The organism is Nostoc cf. commune SO-36 (genome assembly GCF_023734775.1).
Classification (GTDB): domain Bacteria; phylum Cyanobacteriota; class Cyanobacteriia; order Cyanobacteriales; family Nostocaceae; genus Nostoc; species Nostoc commune_A.
In genome coordinates this window covers 1,635,470-1,647,214 of the sequence record NZ_AP025732.1, presented here as the reverse complement: position 1 = coordinate 1,647,214, position 11,745 = coordinate 1,635,470, and the positions used below count along the sequence as shown (strand labels likewise).

At 41.1% G+C, this 11,745-nt stretch carries 8 protein-coding genes, 1 other RNA gene and 3 pseudogenes; 3 read left to right on the top strand and 9 right to left on the bottom strand.

What is annotated here, in order from left to right:
* Nucleotides 1-46 precede the first annotated feature (46 nt).
* The gene (locus tag ANSO36C_RS07205; protein ID WP_251958978.1) at nt 47-787 is read left to right on the top strand and encodes a cytochrome c biogenesis protein CcdA; all 741 of its coding nucleotides are present in this window, start codon (nt 47-49) and stop codon (nt 785-787) included.
* Between the two features lie 30 nt (nt 788-817).
* The gene (locus tag ANSO36C_RS07200) at nt 818-2,215 is read left to right on the top strand and encodes a cytochrome c biogenesis protein (RefSeq protein ID WP_251958977.1); all 1,398 of its coding nucleotides are present in this window, start codon (nt 818-820) and stop codon (nt 2,213-2,215) included.
* Nucleotides 2,216-2,469: 254 nt separating this feature from the next.
* Here ANSO36C_RS07200 and queF read toward each other — a convergent pair whose 3' ends face one another.
* The 9 genes and pseudogenes from queF to ANSO36C_RS07155 all read right to left on the bottom strand — a co-directional run bounded on the left by queF (nt 2,470) and on the right by ANSO36C_RS07155 (nt 9,199).
* Nucleotides 2,470-2,886 (bottom strand): preQ(1) synthase, encoded by a 417-nt coding sequence (gene queF / locus ANSO36C_RS07195; RefSeq protein WP_251958976.1) that lies wholly within the window; start codon nt 2,884-2,886, stop codon nt 2,470-2,472.
* Nucleotides 2,887-2,964: 78 nt separating this feature from the next.
* Nucleotides 2,965-3,378, bottom strand: a pseudogene (locus ANSO36C_RS07190) (hypothetical protein).
* Between the two features lie 145 nt (nt 3,379-3,523).
* The gene (locus tag ANSO36C_RS07185; RefSeq protein ID WP_251958975.1) at nt 3,524-3,910 is read right to left on the bottom strand and encodes a phasin family protein; all 387 of its coding nucleotides are present in this window, start codon (nt 3,908-3,910) and stop codon (nt 3,524-3,526) included.
* 25 nt (nt 3,911-3,935) lie between these two features.
* Nucleotides 3,936-4,032, bottom strand: an RNA gene (gene ffs / locus ANSO36C_RS07180) — signal recognition particle sRNA small type.
* Between the two features lie 37 nt (nt 4,033-4,069).
* Nucleotides 4,070-4,336 (bottom strand): YciI family protein, encoded by a 267-nt coding sequence (locus tag ANSO36C_RS07175; protein ID WP_251958974.1) that lies wholly within the window; start codon nt 4,334-4,336, stop codon nt 4,070-4,072.
* A 71-nt stretch (nt 4,337-4,407) separates the two neighbouring features.
* A complete protein-coding gene (locus tag ANSO36C_RS07170; protein ID WP_251958973.1) occupies nt 4,408-5,817 on the bottom strand; it encodes a cytochrome P450 in 1,410 nt (469 codons plus the stop codon).
* Nucleotides 5,818-5,858: 41 nt separating this feature from the next.
* The gene (locus ANSO36C_RS07165) at nt 5,859-6,098 is read right to left on the bottom strand and encodes an NADH-quinone oxidoreductase subunit B family protein (protein ID WP_410174678.1); all 240 of its coding nucleotides are present in this window, start codon (nt 6,096-6,098) and stop codon (nt 5,859-5,861) included.
* Between the two features lie 186 nt (nt 6,099-6,284).
* A pseudogene (locus ANSO36C_RS07160) lies at nt 6,285-8,151 on the bottom strand (protein kinase domain-containing protein).
* 208 nt (nt 8,152-8,359) lie between these two features.
* Nucleotides 8,360-9,199, bottom strand: a complete 840-nt coding sequence (locus ANSO36C_RS07155; protein WP_251958972.1) for an alpha/beta fold hydrolase — start codon at nt 9,197-9,199, stop codon at nt 8,360-8,362.
* Between the two features lie 245 nt (nt 9,200-9,444).
* Between ANSO36C_RS07155 and ANSO36C_RS07150 the strand changes: the two are divergent.
* Nucleotides 9,445-10,978 (top strand): annotated as a pseudogene (locus ANSO36C_RS07150) (SagB/ThcOx family dehydrogenase).
* The last annotated feature ends 767 nt before the right edge of the window (nt 10,979-11,745 follow it).

Below are 11,745 nucleotides of genomic sequence, written 5' to 3'. Positions count from 1 at the left end.
AGCTAAAATTCAACCAGAGTAAGCATTTCCCGCTCAGAGACTTCCCATGTTTGATAACCTGCAAACCCAAATTTACCAACTAGAACAATTTGCCAATAGCCTTGTTTCTAACCAACTGACACATCTTAGCGTGGTGAGTATTGGCATCATCTTTGCAGCTGGCTTGCTCACTAGTCTCACACCCTGTATGCTTTCCATGCTGCCAATTACCATTGGTTACATCGGTGGTTATGAAGCCAAAAGCCGCCTCCAAGCAGCTGCCCAATCAACTTGGTTTGCTTTAGGTTTAGCAACTACATTAGCAGGATTGGGAATCCTAGCAGGTTTCGTCGGAAAAGTCTATGGTCAAGTGGGAATTGGTTTGCCGATTATCGTCAGCATTATCGCCATTCTCATGGGGCTGAACTTATTAGAAGCACTGCCTTTACAATTTCCATCCTTGAATGAAACGAATTGGATTTCGCCAGATTTGCCAACAGGATTGCGTTCTTATTTACTGGGACTGACTTTCGGCTTAGTGGCATCCCCTTGTAGCACCCCTGTTTTAGCAAGCTTGTTAAGTTGGATTGCTAGTACACAAGACTTAATTTTAGGCGCTGTTTTGCTACTTTCTTACACAGCCGGTTATGTAGCACCGTTGATTTTGGCGGGTACTTTTACAGCTTCAATTAAAAAATTACTGGAATTGCGTCGCTGGTCTGGTTGGATTAACCCAGTTAGCGGGGCACTATTGGTAGGATTCGGTGTATTTTCCTTAATTTCTCGGATTCCCCTTGGCAGTTTTTAATATCAATACTTTTGTTAGATTTTACACCTAATGACTTTAGAAGATTCAGCGTCCAAAGAAATAAAATGGTGGGCAATACCTGGGCAGTTCTTACGCCAAGAGCTTTTGCCCGTACTGACTAACTTACGACTAGCGATCGCACTACTGCTATTAATTGCAATTTTTAGCTCTACTGGTACTGTAATTGAACAAGGTCAGTCACCCGGATTTTACCAAGCCAACTACCCAGAACATCCAGCTTTATTTGGTTTCCTAACTTGGAAGGTAATTCAAGTAGTTGGGTTAGACCATGTATATCGTACCTGGTGGTTTTTGGCATTACTCATCTTATTTGGTACTAGCTTAACTGCTTGTTCATTTACCCGACAGTTACCAGCCTTAAAAGCCGCCCAGCGCTGGAAATATTACGAAGAACCACGGCAATTTAAAAAATTAGCTTTAAGTGCAGAACTAGATACTGGTTCTCTAGATTCCTTGCACCAGATATTACAAAAACACCGCTATAAAATTTTTCAAGATCAAGAAAAAGAAAATCTCCTTTATGCCCGCAAGGGAATAGTCGGACGCATCGGCCCAATTATCGTTCATATTGGCATCGTCGCTATTTTGCTAGGGGGAATTTGGGGGGCAATGACTGGTTTTCTAGCTCAAGAAATGGTTGCCAGTGGCGATACATTTAAAGTGACAAATATTGTCGATGCTGGGCCATTAGCCGCCCAAATCCCGAAAGATTGGTCTGTGCGCGTCAATCGTTTTTGGATTGACTACACACCATCTGGCGGCATCGATCAATTTTATTCTGATATGTCTGTCTTGAATAATCAGGGAGAGGAAGTTGACCACAAAAAGATTTTTGTCAATGAGCCTCTGCGCTATCATGGCATAACTTTCTATCAAACTGATTGGGGAATTGCAGGTGTTCGCGTCCAATATAACAACAGCCCCATTTTTCAGCTACCGATGGCGCAATTGAATACCAACGGTAACGGGCGCATTTGGGGAACGTGGGTTCCTACGAAACCTGATTTGAGCGAGGGTGTTTCTCTGTTAGCTAAAGATTTGCAAGGGATGGTATTAATTTATGATGCCACTGGCAAACTTGTTGATACTGTCCGTACTGGGATGTTCACTGAAGTGAATGGCGTGAAGCTGAAAATCCTGGATGTAATTGGTAGTACTGGCTTACAAATTAAAGCCGATCCAGGTATACCAATTGTTTATTCAGGGTTTGGATTACTAATGTTGGGCGTGGTGATGAGTTATTTTTCCCACTCGCAAATATGGGCATTGCAAAAAGGCGATCGCTTGTATGTGGGTGGCAAAACTAATCGCGCCCAAGTTGCTTTTGAACAAGAGGTTTTAGAGATTTTAGATCGGCTGAGTTCACAGCCAAAAGGTGAGGAGAAAGAGGCGGCGATTGAAGTTTAAACGCAGAGGGGAGGCAGCGCGTTGCGGGGGTTCCCACGCCACTTGCTTTATGCCGGGGAACCCGTCCACCGCAGTGGCTCCCCGTTGTAGCGACTGCCGTTGCACAAAGGAAATCGCAGAGGAACGCAGAGGATTACTTTGCGTCCCTTTGGGCTTCAAAGTTATTTACCAATTAATTACGCCCACACACCTACAAATTGCGAAATTACCAGAGGTATTAATTAAACATTGGAACAAAAGATTTCTATGTCTGCTCAACTTAAATTTAAGGTACGTTCGTGACGCACTTCAACCACGGTATGTACATTACCGCGAGGCGTAAAATCTGCTTTCACCGTGACTTCTAACGGATCACAAGCAGCCACAAAATCATCCAAAATTTGATTGGCAGATTCTTCGTGAGAAATATAGCGATCGCGGTAACTGTTAATGTAAAGCTTAAGCGCCTTCAATTCCACTACCCGCTCATCAGGAATATATGTAACGTAAATTGTCGCAAAGTCAGGATACCCAGAAAACGGACATTTACAAGTAAATTCCGGCAACGTAATATTAATGTCATATCGCCTCCCCACACGCGGATTCGGAAAGGTAATTAGTTTGCCTTCCGCAATGTCGCGTTCGCCATACTTCATTTCTTGGCTTGCCTGAGATACACTATCATTTGTCATTTGTCATTTGTTATTAGTTATTTTACTGATCTTTACATCCTTTTAGTAATTTTATAACTCCTAACTCCTAACTCCCTCTCAATAATCTTCCTTTTCCCAGTCTGGACAATTCTCATCCTCACAACCGTGGGGATGCATGGCACAAACTAACAAATTACCACTATAAACTTGACCGTGGTAGTGAGTGCAACCGATACAAGCAGGATTTTTTTCGGCTGTGGGTTCAACTGAATAAGGAAAACCCGAATCTACATCTGCCACAATGTCTTCCAGTTCCCAGTAAACTTCTAACATTGGTTCAGCAAAATCCTGTAATACTGATCGACTTCAGTAACAATGTTATTGTGTACTTGCTCGGTGATTTCTTCCGTTAAGCTCAAAAAAGGTATCTACCACTTCACTCATTCCCAGGAAGAAACGCTCTACTTCATCAGCCAGTGTTTCGACAATTTCTGCTAAATCTTTTTGCCACTGTTCCCATAAACTTGACACCTTTGCAGGCTATAAACAGGACGCTTTGTGTTATCTGGCTTGAAGCACTAAAGTACACACTAGACAATGTATTTTATCAAGTTTCTACCCTAAGTGTCATGTCAAAATGCCACTTATTAATGATATTTCGATCAAAGAATACTTTTTATTGATCGCGTTGCAACCGTTTTAACTCGTCTTGCAGGTTTAGCACTTCTTGGCGTAATTTATCTACATTCTCATCATTTGATGTCTCTTTCACCGTTGGTTCTTCATCTTCCTCTAAAATTTCAATGCGGCGAGGTTCAGAAGGGGGCGTTTTTTCAGAGGTTTCAGCAGATGGTTGGGCTTGTTGGGCTTGCTTCATCATATCTTCAACGAAGCGGCGGGCTTCTTCTGTGTTCATTTCGCCCTTGGCCACCATTTCATCTGCCAGTTTTTGGACTTGCGATCGCACTTCGGCTAATTTTCCCCCTGCTTTCTCACCTGCGTAAGAAGCTAATCCAACACCGAGGTAAAAAGCTTTTTGAACAATATCTCCAAAACCAGCCATTCTCCCTGACCGCTCCTACAAATAGGGCGACCCGGAGACTACGCCTACCACAAGCCTCCCGTGTTGCTGCTACCTTCCGGTTCTGACAAGATTTGGGTGTTGCGATCGCATAGATCCAGGTCTTCTAAAAGCATAGCATTAAAATTCAGTAAGTGTGTATTATTCCATAACAATTCGCCATTCATAAAGCTGATAGTTGACGCAGCCGTTTTGCACCAAGGGGTCATCAGCTATAATCGCTTCTGCTTCTTCCTTTGAGGCAGCCTCAAATAGCAACATTCCGCCTCTTTGCTGCGCCCAATAGCCTGTTCGTGCTTTGTGTCCTTTAGCAATCAAGTCCTGAATGTAGGCTTTGTGGGCAGGTACATATTGGTCAAAGGTAGATTTATCAACTTTGCCTTCTTCAATCTTTACAAACCACGGCATAAGCTTTTTAACTCCAGTTACAAAAGACATCCTGCTTTAAGTTATGACTGTAAATATTATTGTCCGATTACTTAAGCGGTAGGTCTTTCCACTCTGTTTGATGCTATATCCTGCTTTACCTTCAAACGGACACCTCCAGGTGGGGCAAATACTATACCCCGCCGCACTGGTTTAAGTGGCACTTTATCGAGTAATTCTAACGAATATTGTGAGAGGATAGTTGCCAGCACGAGCTTCATTTCAAACAGTGCAAATGCCATACCTAAACAGCGACGATTACCGCCACCAAACGGTAAAAATTCATAAGGAGAAAACTGACGTTCTAGAAAACGTTCTGGCTGAAAACGCTGGGGTTCCGGGTAAATATCTGGACGATGATGAGTTAAATAAATGCAAGGTGATATCATCATTCCTTTTGGTAAATCGTAACCCATAAATTTCATGGGAGCTTTGAGAATGCGGGGAAAAGAGAAGAAAGTCACTGGAGTAATTCGCAATGTTTCTGAACAGACAGCATTTAAATAAGGTAATTGCGTAATTGTTGCTGGATCTGTATGAGCTATATCAAGAGAATTTAATTCCAGTAGTAGTTTTTCGCGGACTTCTGGAACGTAGTGAATCCAATATAATGCCCAAGCTAAAGAAATAGCTGTGGTTTCATGTCCAGCAAATAGCATGGTCATAAGCTCGTCGCGTAACTCGACATCGCTCATGGGTTGACCTTGTTCATCACGCGCAGACATTAACAAGCTGAGAATATCTTCACCGTATTCGGTTTGATGACGGCGTTCACGGATTTCTTGATAAATCAGTTCATCAAGCTGCTGTCTGCGTCTGATAAACTTGCCCCAAGGACTCCATGCACCTAAATCTCTTTGCAACGACTTGAAAAACAAAAAAATTACACTTAAAGGTGTATTAAAGGTATCCAACATTTCAGTTAAGACTTGCTTGATTTGTTGGTAACGTTCTCCTGACTTTAATCCGAAAACAGCCCGTAAAATTACCTGTAGAGAAATATCCTGCATACTCGCACGGGCGATAAACGGTTTGCCAATACTCCACTGGCTAGTGACCTGAAGTGTAATTTCCCGGATTAACTCACCATAAGCTCGCATCCTTTCGCCATGAAAGGTAGGCATTAATAGTTTACGCTGTTGCAAATGGCGATCGCCATCTAGCAGAATAACTGAATTAGCCCCTACTAAGGGTTGAACTATTTGATTTCCTGAGCCGGAGTCAAACAACTGAGAATCCGCCGTGAAAAGTGCTTGAATTGCTTGAGGATTACTAATAAGTATTTGTGTAGGAAAGCTAGCAAACCTAGAGGTAAATATATCACCATAGCGTTGTTGTGTTTCCTCCAGCATCTCGATTGGTTGTAAAATCACCTTTATGGTTTGCAACCAGTCATTTCTGCGGTTGCCATCTGGTAGTTTATTAACATTTTGGTCAGATAGATTTTCTTTTAAGCTAATCATTAGTTATTATCCGTGAGTTTGTTGGGTTCGTTGCCGTTCCTCTATGCTTCCAGAGTGCGATGATTTTTCCTAAATTTGATAATTCGATCAATGACGGCTTTCGGTCTGAAATGACAGAGGGGAATGTAAATATCCACTTTCATTAACTTATTCACACCGCACACAGCCAAAGGAGAATCAACACTAAACATTCCTCCAGTAATTGTGCAAGCGTCCATTGCAATTAGATAATTGAGTTCGGGCATTTGCTCGTTGATTCTAACCAAAGGCGTATATTTCATCTTAATTGTACTGCGGTAATAAATAACTGGGGGTTGACACCTTTTTTTTGAAGTTAGAGAAATGGGAAAATAACGTAGTAATAATGGTTTGGGACAAATTGGATTTTTGAATGCTGGCAGAGGTTGGATTGTTTAGGCGATTCACTGCCGTATTAAGGAAGGGGGCAATCGCATTCTCCGCCATTTTCAATTGCTCGGTATCGTCTTAAACTTCTGTGCCGACCCCAAAGAATAATCTTCTAATTTGAAATCAGCAAAAGGCTTCTTTTCTAATCTATCCCGTAGTGCCTCGTCGAGAATCACGCCTGATGATTCTCTTTTGACCCCAATTATTATAATGCTTCTCTGATATATAGTGATATCCTGAGTTTCTTTACACTCACTTCGCTGAAATTGACCCAAATTTAATAGGCGATAACCTTTAACGCTTGGTGTATTAATAAATAACTTTTTCACTAAAACTTGTATTTGCTTAGAACGTTCTAAAGCCATACGTTCTTGAACTGGTCTATCACCTTTACACGAAGCTATGCCTACAGAAATAATCTCACTAGGAGCTTCCATTATCTTCTCTATGCTTCCTTGCTCTAAGTTCAAATTTAAAAGGTCAAGACTAATAATTTCATCATTATATTTAATTTGAAAATTACTACCTAAAAGCCATTTATATTCTGGTGATAAAACCGCTATATTAAACTCAGCTACCCTTCCCTGACTATCTCTACCTACTTTATAATCAAAATAATCGACGTTACCTTTTTTTTCGGGATATTGTCTATAATTTGATATTTCTGAAAAATCAGATTTTTGCGTTGCTAAAGTAACTATACTAAGTAATCCTAAAGCTATTAACATAACTGCAAAAAATGCTAATAGGGGCACTTTTTCTGGTTGCTTATGTGTAGGTATTGAAGGAGATAAGAGGACTAAATCATCCGGGGATTCGACTTCGGATGATTTGGCAGCCCTGAACTCTTTTTCAGTGGGAGTATTAAATCCTTCCTCTCTCTGGTCGCAGGAGGCAGAAGGCAGTATTTCTCCTGTCTGCGTCGATAGATTGTTATTAATAGGTGCAGATAAATATTCAATTTGAGAATTTTTGAGTGTATTAGTATCTTTAAGATTGATTTCTGTAAATTGATTTTCGATTTCTTCTAGGGAATGCAAAATATCTTGAGTATTGGCAGGGCGTTTTTCTATATCTGATGCTGTTAGCCAATCAATTAAATTCAACAGTAAGGGTGAAATATGAATGGCATGATTTTGCCAGTGCAACAAATTGTGCTGGACATCATACATTTCCAAAGGATGGTAGCCCTGTCAGCAAAAATACAAAGGTGCGTCCCAAAGCAAAGAAATCTGATTGGAGTGCTGCTTGACCATTCATTTGTTTCTGGGGCGCTGTAAACCAGATGACATAAGTGCTGTCATCTGGTCGCCGTTGCTGAGTTGGTCTTGATAGGTTTGAGTAATTTCACTGGCAGTGCCAAAATCAAATAGTACTAGATTTCCCCAACCCTTCTCAAAGGGGTATCTAATCATGATGTTAGATGGCTTGATATCTCGAGTAGATACTTTTTACCATGCACTACATCTAAAATTTCTATCAACTGTCTTAACCACGTCTATGGCTTGTTCTTGAGATATGGGGCAATTCTGCTGCTTTAGCCACTGTTCTAAGTTGTAGCCAGCAATTTTTTCCATTGCAATGCAATGCAACACTAAACCATTTCGGGTTTGATAGTGGAAGTAACTATCTTCTTTGGGAATACCGGGATGGTTGAGTTGTTCCAACACGGTTACTTCTTGCCTGAAATAGTTTTACTGCTTTGGCATCGCCTGATAGATCCTGTTTAAGTATCTTGATAATTTTGGGGGTATCTTGTTCATAAGCCTCATAAACTTTACTAAACCCTGTTTTGTCACTCAACAGGCACGTCACCCGATAACGCCCTAGCAATTCCAGATGGGAACCACAACTTTGACAAAAGCGGTTTTGATGATTATTCGGGTGATTTGGTTTAGAGCAAACGGGATTGATACAAAGGCTCATGAGTGTGGAATCTGAGGGAGTGGGGAGTGGGGAGATGAGGGAGATGGGGGAAATAGTGGGAATAACTAATGCTCAATACTTCTTTATGAGATGCTGCGCCAACAGGAAAGCTCAGTACAAGTGCCCCATACCCAATCCCCCTAAACATCGCTCCTATTAATTCTTCATGTTGCTGTATGATAATCCCGTCCAATAATCATGAGATTTTCTATCTGTGTTCTGCCAAGAAAGCTGCCACTGTTGGGTTAAATGCCTCTGGTTGTGTCAAAAATGGCCAATGATTACCGGGAACTTGGCAGATGCGTAAGTTTTTAAGATAGGTTTTGTAGGGTTGGATTTGCCAATTTTGGCGGTTGAGTCCTTGTTTTGGCTGGACGAATAGGGCAGGGGTGTCAATGGGAATTGTAAAACCGGGTACTTCCATGACTGCCTCAAAAATCCCGTCGCGGGCGGCTATGGTAAATTTGCTGCCCCAACTCCCATCGGGTTTTTGTTCTATCCCTGCTTGAAAAACTTGCTGCTGCAAGGAACTCCATCCTTCATATTGCTTTAATTGCCGTGCTTGTTGTTCGGCTTCTTCATGGCTGGTAAAGGGGCCCATGCTTTTAAGAAAAGGCAAGAAGCGATACAATGCCGGAAAAGTTACTCTGAGAAGACTGGGCATTTTCCAAATGAAAATCGGATCGACCAGAATTATACTCCGCAAACGCTTTGGATTTTGTCTTGCCCAGATGGCGGCTAATTTTCCTGTCCACGAGTGACTTACAATGTGAGCAAAAGTCCATCCAAGATGATCCATGAGTGTTTCAAGGTCTGCGATCGCACTCTCAAAGCTATAATCTATCTCTGGTTTACTACTTTGGCCATGTCCGCGCATATCTGGTGCAACTATGTGGTAGTCTGCCGCCAAGTAATCTCCTAAACTAGACCACACCAGAGCATGGTCGCCTAAGCCATGTAACAGCAGTAAAGGTTCTTGACCTTGATTCCACTCTAAATAAGAAAGTTGGATATCAGACTTTGATAAAGTTTGACGTACAGGCATCATTGCACATCCAGATGTAGATAGTTTTGCGTTTATATGGTACTGCGGAAGGTGGGGAGTAGGGGGGGCAGGGGGCAGGGGAGGCAGGGGGAGCAGAGGAGAATAACCATGCCCAATCTCTAATCTCTAATCCAATTGTTACCGTTTACCACTTTGTGACTCTGAGGATTGTACCAATTGACACGAAATAATGAGGCTAATGAATGCCAAGATCAAGAAAAGGATGCCCCAAGGATATTAAAAGTACTATGCCAGAATTACACCAATCGATTGCCCAGCACTATCACGAACGGACTAAATACAACCCTGAGACTCTAGCCTCTAAAAGTCAGCAGTTAGACTGGGCTAAACAGCCAGTGCCCTTTAAAGAATACAAAATTGGCTCTACTTTTGATCTCAAACCCTATATCCAAGAAAAACCAGAGGCTTATGCTAATAACCCGGATGCTCAATGGTGGCAAAGACTTTCACGGCTGTTGTTTCGCAGCTATGGAATTGACGGCAAAAATGCCTTCTATGGGTAGTGCAGTGTATTTACGTGCTGCTCCCAGTGCAGGTGGTTTGTACCCTGCTGAGGTTTATGTGGTTTCCCGTGGTACGTCGTTATTACCGCCGGGTCTGTATAACTACCAGTGTCGAACTCATTCTCTCATGCATTATTGGGAAAATGATGTTTGGCAAAGCCTCCAAGCTGCTTGTTTCTGGCATCCTTCTTTAGAAAATACCCAATTGGCAATTATTGTTACTGCGGTATTCTATCGTTCTGCGTGGCGTTATGAAGATCGGGCTTACCGTCGAATTTTTCTGGATACGGGACACCTGTTGGGTAATATCGAGTTAGCTGGTGCGATTACTGACTATCGCCCCCACTTAATCGGCGGTTTTGTGGATGAATCAGTTAACGACCTGCTTTATGTCGATCCGCAACAAGAAGGTGCGATCGCTGTCTTACCTCTGGCAGACTTGTTAGATGTCAATCAAAATTTGCCATTGGGATGTACTGCTTTACCTTCGGCTACCGAAACCAATTATCCTCAAATCCCCGATGGTGAACTGCTGACATATTTCCATCAACACACCCAAATTCAATTGGGTATAACTGGCAATCTCAATCTACCAGTTATTAAACAAGAAAAATCTTTGGAGGATAAATACAATTTTCCTTTCTGTTTAAAAATTCCTACCACTACTGCACCTATAGAGTGGGGACAAAAGCTGTCAGAACTAGAAATCACTATGTACAAGCGGCGCTCTACCCGCGCCTATAATGGTGATGATTTAAGCTTCGATGAATTGAAAAGTTTACTCGATTTCACTTACCAACCGCAAAATTACATCGACCAAAGTTTAGATATTTCTCCAGACTATTTTGATTTGAATTTAATAGAAACATTCATTGCTGTTTGCGGAGTTAAAGGATTAGAGGCGGGTTGTTATTATTACGCACCTAAAGCTCAAGAATTACGCCAAATTCGGTTTAAAAACTTTCGCCGAGAGTTACATTTTCTCTGTTTGGGACAAGAATTAGGGCGGGATGCAGCAGCAGTGTTGTTTCATACAGCCGATTTGAAAGCTGCGATCGCACAATATGGCGATCGCGTTTACCGTTATTTACACATGGATGCAGGCCATTTGGGACAACGCCTGAATTTAGCCGCAATGCATCTCAATGTAGGCGTTAGCGGAATCGGTGGATTTTTTGATGACCAAGTAAATGAAGTTTTGGGTATCCCTACTGATGAGGCTGTTTTATATATTACTACATTGGGACGCCCAAGATAAAATATAGCACTGACAACTGCACATCATACAAAATCCACAAATATTTTTTAACTTCTTATCTACGAGACGTTACGCGTAGCTTGCTTCTGCATAGGAATATAAACTCTTTACGGTTTTTTAACCTCAAATATTGCCAGCAAATTCACTTTGTCAATTTTTTTACCTAAACAATTGTACAATACTACCACTATTACTTAAATTTTACCGTGACAAAAAAATCTCAATCTTTTTTTGGGGTTAGATGTGGTTTTATCTAATAATACAAATTGGAATATTAGTGTAGTAATATTTCCCCTGTAAACTCCAGTTAGGATTTGTTGATCTCCTCTTTTCCCCATATTCTTGCTTGTTTTATAACTTATGGGTAAGTGAACTCCCTTGCTAAATTTATATTATCGATGAGGTTGCAAAAAGTGCCCATAGTTTGCTAATAATACTGATGGTGAATATTATTTTTTTAACCCACCCTTTAAACAGCGCCAAGTACCTATTCAAATGGAGTAAATTATTCCTACAAAAAATAAATATCTGAAAAATCTCGTAGAGTAAAAGATTAGTTCATTTCAGCATAGACTTTAACTAATTCTTGGTAAAACTGCACAAAATCAGCTTTTGCAAGACAAGTTGCTTGAGCGAGTCTTTTTGTGCAATTTCACAGTTAATGAGTATTAAATAATTTAATATCGTATTACAAGTATGAATGAAAAGACAATTTTATTTAATTTCGCAGATTTTATATTAAAGTTAGTTATTTTCAAATGTAATTT

What these genes read in the sequence shown, in the direction of transcription:
- ANSO36C_RS07205 (WP_251958978.1), top strand. Translation starts at nt 47, where the DNA reads ATGTTTGATAACCTGCAAACCCAAATTTACCAACTAGAACAATTTGCC.
- ANSO36C_RS07200 (WP_251958977.1), top strand. Translation starts at nt 818, where the DNA reads ATGACTTTAGAAGATTCAGCGTCCAAAGAAATAAAATGGTGGGCAATA.
- queF (WP_251958976.1), bottom strand. Translation starts at nt 2,886, where the DNA reads ATGACAAATGATAGTGTATCTCAGGCAAGCCAAGAAATGAAGTATGGC.
- ANSO36C_RS07185 (WP_251958975.1), bottom strand. Translation starts at nt 3,910, where the DNA reads ATGGCTGGTTTTGGAGATATTGTTCAAAAAGCTTTTTACCTCGGTGTT.
- ANSO36C_RS07175 (WP_251958974.1), bottom strand. Translation starts at nt 4,336, where the DNA reads ATGCCGTGGTTTGTAAAGATTGAAGAAGGCAAAGTTGATAAATCTACC.
- ANSO36C_RS07170 (WP_251958973.1), bottom strand. Translation starts at nt 5,817, where the DNA reads ATGATTAGCTTAAAAGAAAATCTATCTGACCAAAATGTTAATAAACTA.
- ANSO36C_RS07165 (WP_410174678.1), bottom strand. Translation starts at nt 6,098, where the DNA reads ATGAAATATACGCCTTTGGTTAGAATCAACGAGCAAATGCCCGAACTC.
- ANSO36C_RS07155 (WP_251958972.1), bottom strand. Translation starts at nt 9,199, where the DNA reads ATGATGCCTGTACGTCAAACTTTATCAAAGTCTGATATCCAACTTTCT.